This is a genomic window from Salinisphaera sp. Q1T1-3 (assembly GCF_003602005.1).
GTDB lineage: Bacteria > Pseudomonadota > Gammaproteobacteria > Nevskiales > Salinisphaeraceae > Salinisphaera.
The window spans coordinates 282,347-301,667 of the sequence record NZ_QZWD01000002.1 but is presented as its reverse complement, the minus strand read 5'-3'; the positions used below and the strand labels follow the sequence as shown (position 1 = coordinate 301,667).

Below are 19,321 nucleotides of genomic sequence, written 5' to 3'. Positions count from 1 at the left end.
GGTCAGAGGCACCACAGGTCTGAAATAATGCGTGGCGCTAGATGCGAATGCAAAACAATCTCATTCATGCCGGTCGGCGTCAGGCCACCGCGCGCGACAGTTCAGGGAACGGGGGACGATATGCGACGAGATGGAGCCAGCGGCGTAATGCTCGGTGGACTGATGATCGGCCTGAGCTGGCCGGCGCTCGTAGCGGCCCAGGCCGTCGACACGCGTGTTCCATCGCGTGACGACGAACGCGCCGCTCAGCCGCCCGCATCGGCCGCCGCCGCATCAGAAAATGCCCAACGCACCGTCGACCTGGTCCCGATCACGGTCGAGGGCAATCGCCTCTACAACATGCCGCCCTCGGAACAGACCGGGGGCTATACCGTCGACGCGGCCACCGTCGGTACCAAGACACCGGCCGCCCTGCGCGACATCCCGCAATCGATCAGCGTCGTGCCCCGTGAACTGATCGCCGATCGCAATTTCGACACACTCGACGAGATGGCCGAGAAGACACCGGGCCTGCGCATTCTGACCAACGATGCCGGGCGTTCCTCGGTGTATTCGCGCGGCTACGAGTACGACGAGTACAACATCGACGGACTACCGGCGCCGATGGCCAGCATCAACGGCACGCTGCCGGACCTGGCGGCCTTCGATCGCGTCGAGGTCATGCGCGGACCGTCCGGCCTGTTCAACAGTACGAGCGAAATGGGCGGCATCATCAATCTGGTGCGCAAGCGGCCCACCGACGAGTTGCAAGGGCATCTGATCGGCCGCTACGGCAGCTGGAACCAGCATTATGAAGAAGGCGATATCTCCGGCCCGCTGACGGCGGACGGCCGGCTGCGCGGTCGGCTGGTCGCCGCGGATCGCGGGACCGACGGCTTCGTGGATCACAACGACAGCGACAGCCAGACGTTCTACGGCACACTCGACTACGCGATCGGGGCCGACACCCAGGTCTCGCTCGCCTTCCTGCACCAGCAGCGGGATATTTCCGTCAACAACGGGCTGGCTACCGACACCGACGGCAACCTGCTGGACGTCAAACGCGATACCTATTTCGGCGCGCGCTGGAATGATTTCGACTCGCGCAGCGACGACGCCGTCTTCGAACTGACCCATCGATTCGAAAGCGGCGGTTATGGACGTCTCGGCGTGCGTTATTCCGATCGCCACGCCGATTACAACTATGCCTTCGGCGGCAGCGGCGTGGCCGACGACAACACACTGGACGTAGCCGCAACCGGCGGCGATATCGATCAGACCGCACTTTCGGCCGATGCCAGTTACAGCCAGCCCTTCTCGACGTTCGGCAACGTCAGCGAGGCCGTGGCCGGCGTCGATTACAAGCACTACGATACCGACACCCGGCGCGGCCGGGCCCGGCTGGGCACAATCGACGCCGACCGATTCGACGATCTCGCCTACGTCGACGTACTGGACAGCGGCCGCGTCAGCGACAACTCGACCGAACTCGACGAAATCGGTCTGTATTCCAAGCTCACGCTACGCCCCTTCGCCCGTCTTGCACTCATCGGCGGCGCCCGCGTGTCGCGTTACAAGCTGACCTATAAAGACAACCGATCCGGCGCGACCGGCCGGCGTGACGACAACGGCAAATTCACACCCTATGGCGGTTTGGTCTTCGACCTCGATGCCCATCATTCGCTCTACGGCAGCATCTCTGAGGTGTTTAATCCGCAGACCGATTACAACCGGGACGGCGAACTGATCAAACCGCGCGAGGGCACCCAGTACGAGGCCGGCATCAAGGGCAGCTATTTCAACGCTGAACTCAATGCGCGGCTCAGTGCCTTCAAGATGATCGACCGCAACTTCGCCGCCGGTGTCGTGGGCGAGTCCTATTCGGCGGCCATCGGCAAGCGGGAAGTGCGCGGTATCGAAGCAGAGATCAGCGGCCAGCCGATTCGTGCCGTCGAGCTATCGGCCGGTTACACCTATCTGCACACCGACGTCGAACGCGGCGATGCGGCCACGACGTTCCTGTTGATGCCCAGCCACAGTTTCGAATTCTGGGGCAAGTACACGTTCGACAATGGCCCGCTGCGCGGCCTGGAAACCGGCGTGGGCGTGACCGCGGTCAGCGATTTCTCCTCGCTGCAGGGGGTCGAGGCACCGGGATATGCCACGGTCGATGCCCTTGTGGGCTATCAATTCACGTCACATCTGTCCGGTCAGGTCAACGTGAACAATATTCTCGACAAGTCGTACTACAACCGCGTGGGCAGTCAGGGCACCTTCAATTTCTATGGCGCACCGCGCAACGCCGTTGCCTCACTGCGCTATGACTTCTAGGGCCTGTTGATGTGTCGTGCGAGTCCGCGCCAAGTGCTGTTTTGCGGCAAGACGAGGCATAGCACGCATAGCGTGTCATTCTGCGCCAGCGTGCTAGAACGCTGGATTGCCGTCGTGTTTTTGATTTTGGGGGCACTTGTCCCGAAGGGTTGGGCCACAAATCCCGCCCGGCGGCGTTGCGAGTCTGGATCGTGGCACGCCACGATCGGCAACTCGCGCCTTGCCGGACATGATTTGTGGTGCCAACGCGGCGCTCGCACGACACATCAACAGGCCCTAGAGCGTGTGACACACGAAGCCCAATCGCGACCCTGGCGTCCGAGAATTTCCCGTGCAAGACGCGAGCAAAGATCAAGTGATGAGCCCAATGGAAAGGAAAACGCGCCCAACCGCACGGCGGATTTCTCGATGATAGCCGTCGAACAGCGGGCCATGATCCCGTCATGCGGTGTTGCCGTTCTCGCATGTCGCACCGCCACACCGAGCCCGGCGCGTCTCTTCTCACACGAAATGGCCCGCCGCACGGCGGTTCGGTTCGTGTTGACAGCCCGTGGTGCCAGCTGTGGCAGGCATACGGCGCCCCTTCGAGGACGGCGCTCGAACGACACATCAACAGGCCCGGGCACGACCCGCGCGCCGTCCGGGACGCACGGGGCGCCGTACCCGAGGATCGTATCGTGTCTTCTGTGATTCATCCGGCCGCCACGGCCGCAGCCGACGATGCCTTCGAAACCACCTATCGCATCGATACCGCGACCGGGCAGTGTTATGAGATCGCCGTACATCGGCCGCGCGGACCGGCACCCGCCGGCGGTTTTCCTGCGCTGGTCGTCTTCGATGGCAATCACACGGCCTCACTCGCGCGGGAGTGGCTTGCCACGCGCGGACTGTCCGAACAGGTGGTCTTGGTCGGTATCGGCTATCCGAACACCCGTGATTTCAATATCGTGCGGCGCTATCACGATTTCACGCCAATAGCCGACCCAGCTTATCCCGGTAGCGGCGGGGCCTCGCGTTTCGCCGATTTCGTGATCGACGACGTGCTCGAGCATGTGGCCGGCCGGATCGCGATCGACGCCTCCCGTCTGGCGGTCTTCGGGCATTCGCTCGGCGCCCTCGCCGTCTTGACGCTGCTCATGGACAAACCCGCCGTGTTCACCGATTACTGGATCGCCTCACCGGCACTGTGGTGGGCCGACGACAGCTACAAGCCCTATATCGCGACCTATGCTCGCGCGAAGACCGAACGCAGGCGTCGCGCCCATGTGCTGGTAACCGTGGGTGCCGCCGAACAACCTGTCGGGCCGCTGGGCGCGGATGCTCCGGCCCGTGCCCTGCGCCAACGACAGCGGCGCATGGTCGATAACGCCCGCTGGCTTGGTGCGCGCCTGGCATCGCGGGCCGATCTGACAGTGATTCCGCAACTCATACCCGGTGCCGATCACGGCCAAGCGCTCCGGCGCGGGCTGTGCTTCGGCCTCGGCCAGTGGACTGCCAACCGGCGACGGGCCGAGCTCGCGACCGGGACAGCCCCCCGATGAGCGTCGCCCGTCGTCCACCGGCCCTGTTGCAGGTCGCCGACAATCAGGCCGTGTCGGCCCATCGCCGGCGAATCGTGCTGGCCGGCGCATCACTCGCCGATTTCCCGCTCGACCGCCCCGGGGCCCACATCAAGCTGTTCTTCGCTCCCGCCGGAGAGACGCAACCGGCGCTGCCGATCGTCACCGCGGACGGTCCTGTCTGGCCCACGGATCGGCCGCGCCCGATCGTGCGCACCTATTCGGTCCGTCACGTCGACCCGGCACGTTGCCGCCTGAGCGTGGATTTTGTGATGCACGCCGACGACGGCCCGGCTGCCGCTTGGGCGGCGACCGCCACGAGCGGTGCGACCGTGGGACTGGCCGGCCCGGGCGGGCCGATGCCCATGCTGGCAGCGGCGCCGTATTATCTGTTGGTCGGGGATCTCTCGGCGCTGCCGGCGATCGAAGCCCTGCTTGCCGGCCTGCCCGATACAGCCCGGGGCGATGTCTTCATCCATGTGCCGGACGAAGACGACGCGGCTCGACTGCCGCACGTAGCGCCGGGTATTAGCCTGCACTGGCGTTATGGGCCGGCCGACGGCCGGGTCGATCACGCCTGGTGCGCGCAGATCATCGCGCAGGCGCCGGCCCCCGAACACGGCTTTGCCTGGGTGGCCGGGGAAAACGCGACCGTCATCGCATTGCGCCGGATGCTGCGGGATCGCGGCTGGCCGCGCGAGGCCATGTATGCGGTACCGTACTGGAAATCGCAACTCACCGAGGAGCGCTATCATGCCGAGCGTCATCAGGTGATGGATGCCTTCGATGTGGATTGATCGCTGGGCGCCGCATGCGCCGACGCTTGTCTTCGGCCTCTTGCTCCTGTGCCTGGCCGGCCCGGCCACCGCACGCGAGATCGTCGATGCCACGGGGACACAGGTCGACGTGCCCGAGCAGCCGCAACGCGTGCTCGCGCTCGGCGAACGCGATCTCGGGGCCGCACTCGCGCTTGAGGTCACCCCCGTCGGTCGGCTCGACGGACGGGGCATGTCCGGGGCCCCACGCTATCTCGGCCCGGCCGCCGAACAGATCCCGAGTCTCGGGCAGTTCCTGCAACCTGCGATGGGCCGGGTCATCGAAGCCGGGCCGGACCTTATCCTGGCCGGCGGCTTCACCGATGCACGACTCATCGCCCAACTGCGGCGCATCGCTCCTACGGTCGTCACCTCGACCCATGACGACGACTGGAAACAGAGCCTGGAACGGGTGGCTGCGGCACTGGGTCGGCCCGACCGACTGCATCGTTTCATGCAGCGCTACCAAGACCGGGTAGCCGCGCTGCGTGCGGAGCTCGGCGATCGCGCGGGCGAGACAGTCAGCATCGTTCGCTGGAATCCGCGCGGCCCCATGACCATGCAGCGCGATGCCTTCGCCAGCCAGGTGCTCGCCGATGTCGGGCTGTCGCGCCCGCCCAGCCAGCAACAGCCCGGCAGCGCCCACACGCGCCCGCTCAGCCTCGAGGCCATGCGCCGGCTGAACGCCGACTGGCTTTATGTCGGTCTGCTCGATGCAGCCCCCGAGGCCGCCCTGGCCGAGGCCCGACGCTCGGCGGCTTTCCGGACCCTGCCAGTGGTCGAGAACGGTCACGCCTTCGGCGTCGACGGCGCGCTCTGGACCAGCCGCGGCGGTCCGCTGGCCGCGCTGGCAATTCTGGATACCCTGCAACGCACGATCCTCGGATCGTGAGGCACCGGCCCCGAGCAGACACATCGATCCCCGGCGCGCTGGTCCTGTTGGCGGCGTTTGTCGGCCTGGTCTTCATGGTTTCACTGACAGTCGGCGGCGGCGACTACGGCCTGCGCGCGAGCCTGGCCTACCTGACCGGCCGGGCGCCGCCCGACACTGCGGCGGATATCGCGCGCATCGTGACCACACTGCGTCTGCCCCGGGCAACAGCCGGCCTGCTGGTCGGCGGGGCTCTGGGCCTGGCCGGATGGTTGCTGCAGACCGCGACGCGCAATCCGCTCGCCGAGCCGGGGATTCTCGGCATCAACGCCGGTGCGGCCACGGCAGTCGTCCTCGGAATCAGTCTGTTCGGGCTGAACAGCGGCGCCGGCTATCTGAGCGCGGCCTTTCTTGGCGCGGCGAGCGCGTGTGCGCTGGTGCTGCTGCTGGCCCATCTGGGCGGCACGGTCACCCCGCTGCGCCTGATTCTGGCGGGGGCCGCGATCGGGGCGAGCCTGTACGGAGTGACGGCCGTCATGTTGACCACGCACCAGCTCGCCTTCGATGAGTATCGCTTCTGGATTCAGGGGGCGCTGGTCGGTGCCAGCCCGTCGATGATGGCCAGCGTGCTCCCGGGCCTGATCGGGGCTCTCGCGGGCGGTGTGATGCTGGCGCGGCCGCTCTCGGCGTTGACGCTGGGCGATCGCGCAGCCCGCGCGTTGGGCCATCGCCCAGCGTGGATTCGTCTTGCCGTGGTCGGCGTCGTGGCGCTGGCCAGCGCCTCGGCCGTGGCCCTGGCCGGCCCGATCGCGTTCATCGGTCTGCTGGCGCCGCACGTCGCCCGGTGGCTGATCGGCCGGCGCCCGATCGCGGAAGTCAGCGCCTCGATTCTGGCCGGCGCCGGGCTCGTGCTGCTCGCCGATATCATCGCCCGCCGCATCCTGGCGCCCTACGAGGCGCCGGTGAGTGCGGTCGTCGCCCTGCTCGGCGCGCCCGCGATGATCGCCATCGTACGCGGTCGTCGATCCCGGCCGTGTTCGACCACTGGGAGCGGGTTTTGACGAGGCAGCCGATACGTCGCGCGGCACACGTTCGCGAGGCCGGCCAGGTGCGCGCCCGCCTGACTGGCCTGGCGCTCGTCGTCACGATCATCGCCGCGATCCCGTTGTGTCTGGCCACCGGGCCGGGCGGTCTGTCGCCTCGCACGGCGCTGGCCGCTCTGTTCGGTTCCGGCGACGGTGGCCGCGTGTTTCTCGTACGTGGGCTGCGCCTGCCACGTGTCTGCGATGCGCTCGTCATCGGCGCCGCGCTCGGGGCAGCCGGTTGTCTGATCCAGACCGTCGCCCGCAACCGGCTGGCCACGCCGGCCATTCTCGGCATCAACGAAGGGGCGACGCTGGCGGTCATGGTCTGGGTTTTCTGCGTGCCCGGCAGCGGGCTCGGTCCATGGTGGATCGCGCCGATCGGTGCCCTCGCGGCTGCGATTGTGCTCGTGGGCCTGTCCGGCGGGATCGGAATGCGCGGTTTCCGGGTGCTGATGATCGGGATCGCGTTGTCGATTCTGCTGCGCTCGATCGTCGACATGGGCATGTCCGTGCTGGCCGTCAATCACGCGACGGCCGTCTACAACTGGAGTCTGGGGAGTCTGCTGGGCGCTGATTTCTCACGCCTGCGGATCGCCGTCATCCCGGTCACGCTGGCGCTTGCGGTCGCGGTTGCACTCGGCAGGCGACTGGTTCTTCTCGGCTTCGACCTGACGACAGCCCGCGCGCTCGGCGCGGACGTGCAACGCGATCAATGGCTGGCGCTGACGGTGGCCGCATTGCTGTCGGGCCTGGCTGTCGGCATCGCCGGCCCGGTCGGCGGTCCGGTTGGCTTTGTCGCTCTGGCCTCGCCGGTGGCGGCCTCGCATCTGGTCGGGCCCGGTCGCGTGCCGGTGCTCGTGGCCGCACTCATCGGCGCATTGATCGTGCTCGTGGCCGACACGCTGGCCCGCGTGATTGCCGCGCCCAATGAAATCGCGGCCGGCGCGCTGACAAGCGTGTTCGGCGGGCTATTCGTGTTGTGGTTGTTGTATCGAAGAACGGGCGAGATCGGCTGATGACGTTGCAAGTCGAGAATCTGACGGTCGAATACGGCGCGCACACGGCCGTGGATAACGTCGAGTTGCAGGTGGCGGCCGGCGAGATCGTCGCCCTGGTCGGACCGAACGGCTGCGGCAAGTCGACGTTGCTGCATGCGATCGCCCGGTTACATCGCCCGACGGCCGGTCGCGTGCTGCTTGACGATGTCGATGTATGGACACGTCGCCCGCGCGATGTCGCGCGCCGCATCGCACTGATGGCGCAGGCCCCTGAAGCCCCGGACGACCTCAGCGTCGCCGGTTTGGTGCGTTTCGGGCGGCACCCGCATCAGGGGTTGTTTCATCAATGGTCGACAGCGGACGAACAAGCCGTGCAGCAAGCCTTGGCAGAGACCGGCATGACCGCACTGGCGGCGCGCCGTCTCGCCGAGCTGTCCGGCGGCCAGCGACAACGGGCCTGGCTTGCCACCGCGCTGGCCCAAAACACATCCGTCCTGTTGCTGGACGAGCCCACCAGCATGCTCGACCCGGGGCACGCGATGGACGTCTTGGGCTGCATACGCGACAGTGCCGCCGCCGGCCGCACGGTGATCATGGTGATGCACGATCTGAACCTTGCAGTGCGCTATGCGCATCGGCTGGTGGCGATGCGCCGTGGCCGCATTCATGCCAGCGGCAAGCCGGGCGCGGTGGTCACACCGGCGTTGGCGCAGGCGCTCTACGGGATCGAAGCGGATGTGATAAACGCGCCCCGCGACGGCGCGCCGATCGTTGTACCCGCCGTCAAACCACGGGCGCCGGACGCTTTTTCCTAGGGTCTGTTGATGTTTCGCGCGAGTCCGCGCCAAGCGCTGTTCTGCGGCAAGACGAGGCGTAGCTCATTCTGCGCCAGCCTGCTGGAACGCTGTATCGCCGCACAACAGCGCTTGTCCCTTCGGGTTGCCCCGCTGGCGATCTATCACGTCACGATACGCCCTGACGCGGGTTCTTGACACGGTCGCGGGGTCACGACATGACCGGCGCACCGATCGGCGAGACATGCCAGGCCCCGTGGCTGAATTCGACCCGGTAATGCCCCGTGCCGCCGCCGAGATTGCCTTCGTAATAGCCGGCACGATACTCGTAGGCATTGCCACCGGACTGCGAGACCGGATCGACATGAAAGATCATCGCCGGCTGGCCGGCCGCGTCCGTGGCCTGCGTTCCGGCCTGACACTGTGACGCCGGCACCACGGTTGTCCGCGCTTCGCTGGCAAGCGCGTTGACCAGGGCCGGCGACGGATCAGCCAGATCCGGCCGCGTCCCGAGCCCCACACAGTACGTCGCTTTCGTCGCCACCGAATCCGACGATGCGCTGTTCGCGAACAGATAATCAAACATCGCCTGGGTGGCATCGTCCGGTGCCCCGGCATGCGACGAGTCTGCCGACCGACTGGTCGCACAACCCGCCGCGAGACAACCCGCGGCGGCAATCGATAAAACGCTGACAAAACGCGGATACGACATGATCTTTCCGAAGAGCATCAACATGTTTTCGTTGACTATAGACACGCGCGAATGAATGCGGCACGAACGAAGACGCTGGCCGGCGCCGCGTTGCCGATCGTAAGCGACGGGCATCGCGGCCAGGTATCTTCGAGTCCCCGTGTCTTGTGCTTCGATGGGCATCGCCCCCGAATCGACAATCGGCATCTTCCGCCCCGGAAACGAGGCCCGGGTCGCCGACATCGATCAGGCCCGTGGCGCATCGTCAGTGCTTCACGGTGGCCGGCCGCCGCGGTCGGAACCGCTACCGGCGACGAGTCGACTTCAGGCCGTCGGCGGCGGCGCGACATAGCGGGCGACCGCGACGGTCACCATGGCGGCGAACAATGAGGCCGGCCACAGGCTAGCCAGGCCCAGATGCAGATACAGGATACTGCCGAGCACGGTGCCGAACAGCAGCGCGCACCACAGCAGGAAATACCAGAACCAGCCCCACCGATCCTCGCCCAGCACCAGCGCCGTCAGCCGCTGGCCGAGTTTGACCAGAGTACCGGTCATGTAGGTCACGCCCAGACTGACCTCACCGTTACGCTCGAACACGGTGTTCTCGAGCCCCATGGCCACGGCCATGCAGATGACGGCCGGGATATGATGATCCAGGCTCTGGCAACATGCGGCCAGCAGCAGCAGGCCTGTCACGCCGCCCATGATGACGACGCGTCGGTGGCGCCCGACCCGACGGTTGATGAGTGAGCCACACATGACACCCAGGACGAACAGCAGAATCAGGGCCAGCGGAATGCCGGCATCCGAGGCCGGGCTCACCGTGCCAACACCCAATCGCGTCGTGTTGCCGCTCATGAACGCGATGAAGTATCCGCCCAGCCATATGAAACCAAGCGCATCCACATAGCCGGCCAGTGCAGTCAAGGAAATCGCGACACAACGTTCGCGTTTGCGATGAGAAAGCATGTCAGGCCCCCCGGCCATCCCGCCGCGTCGGCGAGCGAATCCGTGAATCGATGACGACGCGCCTCGGCCCCGTCGCGTCGCGCGTGATGAAACGACACGACGGCACGGCTTGGCAAGTCAGGTCTGACGGCGCGGCCGGTATTCGCCCCGCCGGGCGAACCACGATCTTGGCGTCTCGCCCGGGCGTGTCGTCATGATGCCGTCGCGTGCCGACAATCGTGCGCGTTGCAGGCCTACGATCACTGCCCCGTTTTGCGCCCGCCGATTTAATCCACGGTCAGGCATTCCGAGACACCGCGCGTCTGGCTCACGGCCGGGCTCGGGCGGCGACTCGCGCCTCGGCGGGCGCCGCCGACCGCCGGCAACGGAGCGCTCCAACCAAGCCACGAGATACCTTCGGGCCGGCCGTGGCTTGTCTTCAACAATCGCGATGGCGCTCGAACAGTGTTTCGATATCGCAGTCGAAGAGTTCGCGAATTCGGTGCTTGGCTTCGCTGGTCGAGACACGATCGAAATCGACGAATACCGCACGTCGACCGAGCCATCCGAACAGGCCCGGCTTGAGCACGGCTTCGAAATGCAGCCAGCCCAGGCCACGCTCGAACGGCACGAACTGGTAGCTGGCGCGACGCTTGCTGTTACCCGCCTGAAAGAACAGGCCGCCGCCGGCCTCATCCCGTTCGAGCGGCAAGTACTCGTTCTGCCAGGGATAACGCGCGAACAATGCCTGCAGGTCGCGCGGACTGGCCAATTCCTCGCGGTGTTCGACGAGTCCGCCCTGGGCATCTCGACAGGAATAGACGGCGGTCACCATAAGCATTTCTCCCAAAGCGGGCCCGTCCAGCGCCAACGACGCCCTGAAACCCGCGATCTCGTTTTGGCGCCCGTGCCCCGTCAGGCGGCCGGTCGGCGCTCGTCCGCCAATCAGCCGGCACGGCGTGCGGTGTCGTTGCCTCTTGGCGGCGGGACAGCTCAGACACGTCACCAGTCCGCGTGTGACCGGCCCATCCAGCCACGCCGGCGCTACGGAGGTACAAATCATTCGGCAACGACTCGAAATCATGACCGACACGTCGACCACGGCCCCGCGTCATCATTATCCGTGCGTCGCGTCGTCGGCGAAACGGGCTGGGTATCGCGCGCTCAATACGGGGCGCGACGACGCACCAGCGCGCCCAGCCCGACGAGCGCGAACGCAAACAGACCCAGGGCGCCAGGTTCGGGCACGTCGCTTGCCGTATTCACCGTGCCGTAGGCGTGATTGTCCGTCTCGAAAGCCGTCTCCGGACTGGTCAACCGGATGCTGTCGTACGCCGGCAGATCGAAAAAGTTGACATAGGCGCTGTCGCCGATCGCCAGTGGATGGTCGCTCGACCGGGACGACTCGGTGAGCGAGCCGCCGGTATAGCGGGCGACGATCCGGCCGTTGTCGAGAAAGCTGATGACGTTGAAGGGATCAATCGATCCCCAGAGCAGCCCGAAATAGTTTGCGGTCTGGCCGAGTGTGTAGGTTGAAGCTGTCGAATCGGCAAAGATAGTGGCCGGGGCGCTCAGAAACGGGGTTTCGTTCGGGCCGGCATCGTCGAGGCGCGGGGCACTGTAAGCATTAGCGACACGGCCGGTACGGATCGCGTAATTGCCGGTACAGCGCGCATAACCACAACCGTGGTTGAAATCCACGGTCGTCACCCCGGTCACGGCCGATTTCGCCACGCCGTTGGCGTCCATCGCGTTGTCGTAGCCGATGGTCGTGGCACCGGCACTCACGCTGAGACACAGCGCCATGGCCGCCCAGAACGTCCTCTTGATCGATCCCTGCAACATCCGCTGTACTTCCGGAAGGTTCGTTGAAACACGGAAACATACGGTCGCAAATAACGGGCCATTAGTTTTCTAATTCAAAATCATAAAGTTATAAAACCATCTCTCCGCCGATGTAAAAAAAACCGACGCATCGATATCAGACACATCGTTCCTGTCCGGCAGATCGGCGATGGCCGCCACGCCGGTCGCCATCGGATGCCATGGCACGCTGAGCGGCGTATATCGGTCGGTCATCGACCGTGACAGACCCGCCCGCGCAACGGGCATCTTTCCTCGACAACCGAATCGGTGTTGTCAGTTCAAGACACGCGCAGCCCTGGATGCCGCGCGGGGACTGTCTGGGCGCAATGCCATACCTGAATGCACGCCCGGCCCGGTGGTCACGGACCGGATCATCCGCTCGGATGCCTCACCGGACGTGTGATGGATCACGCACAAGGGAACCGGTCTCTTGCGATTGCACGAGTCATGGCGCGCTCATGTTGTCCGACGCACTCGACCATCAAGGCACCACGCCGGTCCAGGCCGACGGCCTGTCGCGGTCCCTCGCCGCGCCGGTCTGTCTGCCTGCGTGGCCCCGGCGGCCGCGACACGATCGTTTCAACCCCGTCTCGATCGGCCCAAAACGTTGATGGGGCAAGCGATTCGAGCGGGCTGTCGTTAGCCAAAGGGATGACTGATCGAACGGATTACAACCGGTAGTTTTAAACGCAGGTCCCCAAAAGAAACGAGAGCCTGACATGTCCTCTCCCTCCAATCGCGGTGTCGTGTTTCGCGGCAAGGGCGAAGTTGCGGTCGAATCGATCGACTTCCCCCAGCTGGCCCTCGGCCGGCGCACCTGTGAACACGGCGTCATTCTCAAGGTCGTCACGACCAATATCTGCGGCAGCGACCAGCACATGGTTCGCGGTCGGACCACGGCCCCGACCGGTATGGTGCTGGGTCACGAGATTACTGGTGAAGTGATCGAGTGCGGACGCGACGTCGAATTCATCAACGTCGGGGACATCGTGTCCGTCCCATTCAACGTCGCCTGTGGCCGGTGTCGTAACTGCAAGCGTGGCGATACGCACATCTGTCTGAACGTCAACGATGATCGCCCGGGCGGCGCCTACGGCTACGTCGACATGGGTGGCTGGGTCGGTGGCCAGGCAGAATACGTCATGGTCCCCTACGCGGACTTCCAGCTTCTGGTCTTCCCGGACAAGGAACAGGCCATGGAGAAGATCCTCGATCTGACCATGCTCTCCGATATCTTCCCGACCGGTTTCCACGGCTGCGTGACCGCCGGCGTCGGGCCCGGTTCGACCGTCTATATCGCCGGCGCCGGCCCGGTCGGCCTGGCCGCGGCCTGTTCGGCCCAACTGCTGGGGGCAGCCTGCGTGATCGTCGGCGACATGAATCCGCAGCGTCTGGATCAGGCCAGGAGCTTCGGCTGCGAGACGATCGATCTGCGCCAGGATGCCAGCATGTCGGAGCTGATCGAATCCGTGCTGGGCGTGCCGGAAGTCGACTGTGCGGTCGATGCGGTCGGTTTCGAGGCCAACTGCCACGGCCATAATCACAGCCACGAAGCACCGGCCACCGTGCTCAACGCGACCATGGAAATCGTCCAGGCCGGTGGCCGCGTCGGTATTCCGGGTCTTTACGTCACGGAGGATCCAGGGGCGACATCGGATGATGCCAAGCACGGCAACCTGTCGATGAAGTTCGGGCTCGGCTGGGCGAAGGCGATGTCGTTCCACACCGGGCAGACGCCGGCCATGCGCTATCACCGCCAGCTCATGCAGGCGATTCTTCACGACAAGGCCGCGATCGGCAAGGCAGTCAACGTGCAAACGATCAGCCTCGATGAGGCGCCGCAGGGCTATGCCGCGTTCGACGACGGCGCAGCCAAGAAATTCGTGATCGACCCGCACTCACAGATCGCGGCCTGACCGCCAAGCCTCGCCGGGTCGGCAAGCCGCAAGGCGTTGCTCACCCGGCGCGACTGCCGCCACATCGGTGGCGCCAATACGCTGTTGATGCCACGGGCCGCGGGACGACGACGTCTCGTGGCCCGTTGTCATTCACGACCGATCCGGCCCGTTACATCGCCGTTTCGAACAGATCTGCCCTTGCACATCGCACCGGTCGGGATCGCTCAGCCATCGTCAAAAGACGAGGCCGACCGCGACGTCCCTGCTCGGCACGGCCATGGCCCGGGATCGAACACGGGCGCTTACGGGAAATAATTGATGTGCACGATCCCTTTTCTGATGCCGTCGGCCAAGGGCGCGACGAGGATATCGCCCTCGTTTTCATCGCCGATGATGCCGTAACCGCCCTTGCCGTAGTCATCGAACGGCTTGATCTGTGCCACCTCGGCATGTGTCGGCGCCGCCAGCGACTGCGCGATCTGCTGGCTGGTCCCCATCGGGTCCGCGACGTCTTGCAGGATGATGGTGCAATGATCGTCGATGGTCGCAAACCCGATCTTCACGGACGCATTGATATGACTGGGCCCGGTGAAACTGGCATAGCGCATCGTGTCGCCGTCGTGACCGCTGCGATGCCCGAACGTCTTGGAGGAATCCAGTGCCTTGATCGCGGCATCCAGATCGCCATCGGTGCCCATGCAGTACTGCTTGAACAGCGAGACCGCCTGATCGGTCGGCGCGGCAAAAACCGGCGCCGCCAGCATGCCGCCCAGCAACAGGCCTGTCGCCCATCGAAAACCACCATTTCTTGTCATCATTCATCCTCGGGTAGCTCGTTCACCGAGCGGTTTCTCGATCAAGCTGATTGTCCATGTCCGGCGCCGATACGACGCCGAATCCGCATCGAGATTCCGAAAACCGTGACGTGGGCTCCCTCAATACGTCGCCATAGCCCGGCCCGCGCCAGAGGCTGGTGATCTCGACCGCTCGCCTCGTCACGTCGCCATCCGTGTCGTTTTTGGTCGCGCTCAACCGTTGAAAGTCGTCGCCTCTGCGTCGTCGTGGCAACGCTGCCGCGCACGGGTCAGTGCAAAGGTGCGTGCTTATTGTCGCGGAGAGTTTTTTGCATGCCGCCTGAACGCGATACAAACGGCTGCCTCGACAGGCCGACAGACCGGCTTGTACCCCGGCGTTGCCGATATCAGCGGCGCAAGCAGCCGTCGTTATCCTCACCGCGCGACGATCCGCGGGCACGCGCTGGCCTGCCGCGAGCCGATCAGACACCGCCGGCTACGGTCGCCGCCTGTGAGCGGAGGTTCGTGATATCGCGTTTGGGCGGTGCGCCGAACAGGCGGCTGTACTCACGGCTGAACTGGGACGGGCTTTCATAGCCCACGCGATACGCCGCACTGGCTGCGTCCAGCCGTTCACTGAGCATCAGCCGTCGGGCCTCGTCGAGCCGAAGCTGTTTCTGGTATTGCAGCGGGCTCATGGTGGTGAGCTGACGGAAATGATGATGAAAGGTGGGCGCGCTCATGCGCGCCCTCCCGGCCAGGTCCTCGACCCGTACCGATTCGGCATAGTGCGCCTTGAGCCAGTCGATCGCACGGGCTACACGAAAACCGTGGCCGTCGACCGAAGCGATCTGGCGCAGGCGCGCCGCCTGGTCACTCTGCAACAGCCGGAAGTGGATCTCGCGCTTGATCAACGGGGCCAACACGCCAATCGCCTCCGGCTCATCGAGCAATGCCACCAATCGCGCAAGCGGCGCGAGAATATCCGGTGTGGCCGTGCCGAGTCCGACGCTGGCCACCGGGCTGCGTTCGCGCGGCGGCAACGCCGCATCACCCTGAGCGATGAGTTCGGCCAGCACAAACGAATCCAGCGCCAGCGCGAGGCCCAGGCAGGGCACCTCGGGACTGGCCTCGATGACTTCCGAACGCCCCGGTAGATCCAGCGAGGTGATCAGGAACTGGGATACGTCGTAGCGATAGGCGCGGTCGGCGATCCACATCCGTTTGGCGCCCTGCACCACGACCACGATGCTCGGGGCGATCATGCAATGCGCGGGCGGCATCGGTGCCTCGCGTCGAAACAGTCCGAGGCCTGGAACAGCGGTCGTACAGTCGAATTCGCCGCGTGACCAGCGATCGATGCCGTCCACCATCCCGATGGCCGCATGTTGTCCCGGCTCGAATTCACGCTCGGCTGGCATCCGGATTCTCGACGATTTGCATGGCCCGATGCAGCCAGTGTAGCGCCGATTGACCCGATTCGATGGCACCTCATCGGATCAGGCAAGAATATCAGGGGAATGCGCTACCGATACCCGGCCGCGACGACCAGAATATACGGCAACCGATCCTGCCATCACGCAACGGAGCACATCATGCCCAGCGATGCCGACAATTTCTATCAGAGCGCGCACGTCAGCCGACAGGCCGTCGATTTCCAGAACGTATTCAAGATGACGGTCGCAGGCAATCTGTTCGTCCCGAACGATCTCGATCGCAGCAGACAGCATCCGGCCCTGGTGGTCGGTCATCCCATGGGCGCGGTCAAGGAACAGAGCGCGAACCTGTATGCCCAGAAGATGGCCGAACGCGGGTTCGTGACGCTGGCCATCGACCTGCCCTGCTGGGGCGACAGCGAAGGCGCCCGCAATCGTGTTTCGCCGGATCTGTACGCCGAGGGCTTTTCCGCCGGCGTGGATTTTCTCGCCAACCAGACATTCGTCGACGGCGCGCGCATTGGCGGGATCGGCGTCTGCGGCAGCGGCGGCTTTCTCATCAGTGCCGCCAAGATCGATGCCCGTTTGAAGGCGGTGGCCACGGTCAGCATGTACGACATGGGTCAGGCCACCCGAAACGGCATCGGCAACAGTCTGTCCCTGGCTGACCGTCAGGCCATGATCGAAGCCGCCGGCACCCAGCGCAACGCCGAATTCGGCGGCGCCGAAACCGCGCTGACCGGCGGCTGCCCGCATGAGATCGATGCCGATTCGCATCCGATCGCCAAGGAATTCTACGATTTCTACCGGACGCCACGCGGCGAATTCACGCCGGCCGGCCAGTCGCCGGCCACCACCACGCATCCGACGCTGACCAGCAACGTCAATTTCCTGAACTTCTATCCGTTCAATGATATCGAGACGATTGCGCCGCGGCCGATGTTGTTCATCGCCGGCGATCAGGCGCATTCGCACGAGTTCAGCGACGATGCCTATGCCCGCGCCGCCGAGCCGAAAACGCTGCACTGGGTCGAAGGCGCCGGCCATGTCGATCTCTACGATCGTGTGAACGTGATTCCCTTCGACAAGCTCGACACGTTCTTCGGCGACGCCCTGGCCTGAACCGCCGAACACGCGACACGCCAATCGCGACTCGTTGCCCGAGGCGTCTGTGAGCCTGTTACGGAACCTCTGATCTATTCATCCACGGTCGCGTTTGAGTCCCAAAAGGCCACGATACAAGGGGCATGGCGCCGCGTCATAGCCACTCTATGATCCAGCCATGCAACGCCGTAGCGCGGCCTTTTGGGCCAAACCGCTTGGCGGCCGGGCTTTTGCGCGCGCCTGAGCGGCGTTGCCGCTCGCTCATTTGCATTCAGCAAACGGCGCTCGCGGCGTCTTGTCAGACGCGCGCAAAAGACACCGGCGCGACCGTAGATGAATAGATCAGAGGTTCCCTAGCGGACCGCGTTGCCGCCCAAGAACCGGCCGGGCAAGGCGCATGGCGCCGGCCTTGGTCATACCAAGGTCAAGCCGTGCCACACCGCGTGGCCGTTTTTTGGGCGCAACCCGACGGGACGGTGCACGCGGGACGTGTTAACAGGCCCGTGGACGTCTCGGGCTTCTGTGTTGATGCATTGATAAATACAAGAGCGAGCGCCGAACCATGACCACGGATTCTCCAGCACTGCCGGCCACCCATGTCCTCTGGGCATTGATCAGTCTGGCATTCGGCAGTTTCGTCATCTCGACATCCGAATTCGCCAGCATGGGTCTGTTGCCGCTGTTCGCGAACGGGCTCGACCTGGGCGTCCCGCTGGCCACCAACGCGATCACCGCCTATGCCATCGGCGTGATGGCGGGCGCGCCGACCATCACGGTTGCGGCGGCCCGACTGAACAAGCGCGGGCTGCTGATTGCCCTGCTCGTGCTCGCCGTGATCGCCAACCTGCTGACCGCCGCGGCAAACGGGCTCGGGCTGCTGCTCGTGGCGCGTTTCCTGAGCGGCCTGCCCCAGGGCGCCTACTTCGGTGCGGCATCCGTGGTCGCGACCACGCTCGTCGGACCGGATCGCAGCGGCAAGGCCGTGGCCTGGGTCATGGGCGGCATCACGGTGGCGACCATCATCGGCGCTCCGGTCGGCACCTGGCTCGGCCAGATCCTCGGCTGGCGTGCGGCCTACACGCTTATGGCCATTCTCGGGGTGACCTCGATCGCGGCCCTGCTGTATTGCCTGCCGCGCAGTCGGGCCTTCGCCGGCGGTACGGTGCTTGGCGAACTTTCGGCCCTGAAACGCGGCCCGGTCTGGGGCCTGCTCATCTTCGTGTGCCTGGTGGTAGCCAGCCTGTTCGCGGTCTATACCTTCGTCGGTCCACTGGTCACCGAAACCGCAGGCATGGCCCCCGTCATGACGCCGGTCGCGCTCGCCCTCATCGGGATCGGCATGGCACTCGGCAATATCGTCGGCGGACATCTGGCAGATCGGTTTCGTTTCAGCGCCATGCTCGTCGGCTTCGTGGGCACCCTTGTCGTATTGGCGGTCATGGCGTTGACCGCCGCCCAGCCGATTGCCCTGCTATGTCTGTTCGCAGCCATGGGGTTCATACAGATGACGGCGGTACCGACAATTCCCGTGCAATTGATGAAAATGGCCCCGGAAGCGCCGACGCTGACGGGCGCGATGAACATGGCCGCCTTCAACATCGCCAATGCCATCGGCGCAGCGGCGGCCGGTCTGGCCGTGCATGCCGGTTACGACTTTCCAGCGGCCATCTGGGCCGGGTTCGCGGTGACGCTGATCGGGGTGCTCTTCTTCCTGGCGCTTCTGCCCTGGCTGAACCGATCCGGGGCCTAAGGTCTGTTGAAGTTTCGTGCGAGCGCCTTTTCGTCGAGAGGCCGCCGTGTGTCCGGCAAGGCGCGAGTTGCCGATCGTGGCGTGCCACCATCCAGACTCGTAACGCCGCCGGGCGCCCATCGTCGATTTTTCATGGGCGGCCCAACCCGAAGGGACAAGCGCTGTTTGCGGCAAGACGAGGCGTAGCAGGCGCCGCGCAGTCATTCTGCGCCAGCCTGCTAGAACGCTGTATTGCCGCAAAACAGCGCTTGGCGCGGACTCGCACGAAACATCAACAGGCTCCAAGACGCCGTCAGAACCTGACTCCGACTTTCCAGCCCACCGGGCGGCCTTTGCCAGCGCGAGCCAGCGGGATGCCGTTCGCTGTCGCGATTCGTGTCTTGCAACGCGTAGGCGTCC

General features: G+C 65.0%; 17 protein-coding genes. 10 read left to right on the top strand and 7 right to left on the bottom strand.

Annotation, left to right across the window (positions count from 1 at the left end; translation table 11 throughout):
* Positions 1 to 120: 120 nt before the first annotated feature.
* From D3260_RS03490 to D3260_RS03460, 7 genes are all read left to right on the top strand, one after another.
* Positions 121 to 2,310: a TonB-dependent siderophore receptor gene (locus D3260_RS03490; protein ID WP_233543933.1), complete on the top strand. Its 2,190-nt coding sequence runs from the start codon at positions 121 to 123 to the stop codon at positions 2,308 to 2,310.
* 677 nt (positions 2,311 to 2,987) lie between these two features.
* Positions 2,988 to 3,851, top strand: a complete 864-nt coding sequence (locus D3260_RS03485) for an alpha/beta hydrolase (protein WP_158583378.1) — start codon at positions 2,988 to 2,990, stop codon at positions 3,849 to 3,851.
* Positions 3,848 to 4,666 (top strand): siderophore-interacting protein, encoded by an 819-nt coding sequence (locus D3260_RS03480; protein WP_120097168.1) that lies wholly within the window; start codon positions 3,848 to 3,850, stop codon positions 4,664 to 4,666. The genes D3260_RS03485 and D3260_RS03480 overlap by 4 nt, the downstream gene beginning before the upstream one ends.
* Complete coding sequence (locus D3260_RS03475) at positions 4,656 to 5,576, top strand: ABC transporter substrate-binding protein (protein ID WP_158583377.1); 921 nt, start codon at positions 4,656 to 4,658, stop codon at positions 5,574 to 5,576. Before D3260_RS03480 ends, D3260_RS03475 begins: the two co-directional genes overlap by 11 nt.
* Positions 5,573 to 6,616, top strand: a complete 1,044-nt coding sequence (locus tag D3260_RS03470) for an iron ABC transporter permease (protein WP_147418097.1) — start codon at positions 5,573 to 5,575, stop codon at positions 6,614 to 6,616. The genes D3260_RS03475 and D3260_RS03470 overlap by 4 nt, the downstream gene beginning before the upstream one ends.
* Positions 6,613 to 7,656 carry an iron chelate uptake ABC transporter family permease subunit gene (locus D3260_RS03465; protein WP_158583376.1) on the top strand — a complete coding sequence of 348 codons (1,044 nt, stop codon included), beginning with the start codon at positions 6,613 to 6,615 and terminating at the stop codon, positions 7,654 to 7,656. Before D3260_RS03470 ends, D3260_RS03465 begins: the two co-directional genes overlap by 4 nt.
* Positions 7,656 to 8,453, top strand: coding sequence for an ABC transporter ATP-binding protein (locus tag D3260_RS03460; protein WP_120097165.1), 798 nt, complete (start codon positions 7,656 to 7,658; stop codon positions 8,451 to 8,453). The genes D3260_RS03465 and D3260_RS03460 overlap by 1 nt, the downstream gene beginning before the upstream one ends.
* A 190-nt stretch (positions 8,454 to 8,643) precedes the next feature.
* On the opposite strand, the gene D3260_RS03455 is transcribed toward D3260_RS03460, so the two are convergent.
* From D3260_RS03455 to D3260_RS17415, 5 genes are all read right to left on the bottom strand, one after another.
* Positions 8,644 to 9,162: a hypothetical protein gene (locus D3260_RS03455; protein WP_147418096.1), complete on the bottom strand. Its 519-nt coding sequence runs from the start codon at positions 9,160 to 9,162 to the stop codon at positions 8,644 to 8,646.
* 285 nt (positions 9,163 to 9,447) lie between these two features.
* Positions 9,448 to 10,095, bottom strand: coding sequence for a YoaK family protein (locus tag D3260_RS03450; RefSeq protein ID WP_120097163.1), 648 nt, complete (start codon positions 10,093 to 10,095; stop codon positions 9,448 to 9,450).
* A gap of 418 nt (positions 10,096 to 10,513) precedes the next feature.
* Positions 10,514 to 10,909, bottom strand: a complete 396-nt coding sequence (locus D3260_RS03445; protein WP_120097162.1) for a hypothetical protein — start codon at positions 10,907 to 10,909, stop codon at positions 10,514 to 10,516.
* 329 nt (positions 10,910 to 11,238) lie between these two features.
* Positions 11,239 to 11,919 carry a PEP-CTERM sorting domain-containing protein gene (locus D3260_RS03440; RefSeq protein ID WP_120097161.1) on the bottom strand — a complete coding sequence of 227 codons (681 nt, stop codon included), beginning with the start codon at positions 11,917 to 11,919 and terminating at the stop codon, positions 11,239 to 11,241.
* 69 nt (positions 11,920 to 11,988) lie between these two features.
* Complete coding sequence (locus tag D3260_RS17415; RefSeq protein WP_158583375.1) at positions 11,989 to 12,153, bottom strand: hypothetical protein; 165 nt, start codon at positions 12,151 to 12,153, stop codon at positions 11,989 to 11,991.
* A 506-nt stretch (positions 12,154 to 12,659) separates the two neighbouring features.
* On the opposite strand from D3260_RS17415, the gene fdhA reads away from it, so the two are divergent.
* Positions 12,660 to 13,856, top strand: a complete 1,197-nt coding sequence (gene fdhA, locus D3260_RS03430; protein ID WP_120097159.1) for a formaldehyde dehydrogenase, glutathione-independent — start codon at positions 12,660 to 12,662, stop codon at positions 13,854 to 13,856.
* A 284-nt stretch (positions 13,857 to 14,140) separates the two neighbouring features.
* Here fdhA and D3260_RS03425 read toward each other — a convergent pair whose 3' ends face one another.
* Entirely contained in the window at positions 14,141 to 14,656 is a 516-nt protein-coding gene (locus D3260_RS03425) for a hypothetical protein (RefSeq protein ID WP_147418095.1), read from the bottom strand.
* Between the two features lie 458 nt (positions 14,657 to 15,114).
* Positions 15,115 to 16,005 (bottom strand): AraC family transcriptional regulator N-terminal domain-containing protein, encoded by an 891-nt coding sequence (locus tag D3260_RS03420; RefSeq protein WP_370456277.1) that lies wholly within the window; start codon positions 16,003 to 16,005, stop codon positions 15,115 to 15,117.
* Positions 16,006 to 16,227: 222 nt separating this feature from the next.
* On the opposite strand from D3260_RS03420, the gene D3260_RS03415 reads away from it, so the two are divergent.
* A complete protein-coding gene (locus tag D3260_RS03415; RefSeq protein WP_199671337.1) occupies positions 16,228 to 17,190 on the top strand; it encodes an alpha/beta hydrolase in 963 nt (320 codons plus the stop codon).
* A gap of 544 nt (positions 17,191 to 17,734) precedes the next feature.
* Positions 17,735 to 18,922 carry an MFS transporter gene (locus D3260_RS03410; RefSeq protein ID WP_120097155.1) on the top strand — a complete coding sequence of 396 codons (1,188 nt, stop codon included), beginning with the start codon at positions 17,735 to 17,737 and terminating at the stop codon, positions 18,920 to 18,922.
* The last annotated feature ends 399 nt before the right edge of the window (positions 18,923 to 19,321 follow it).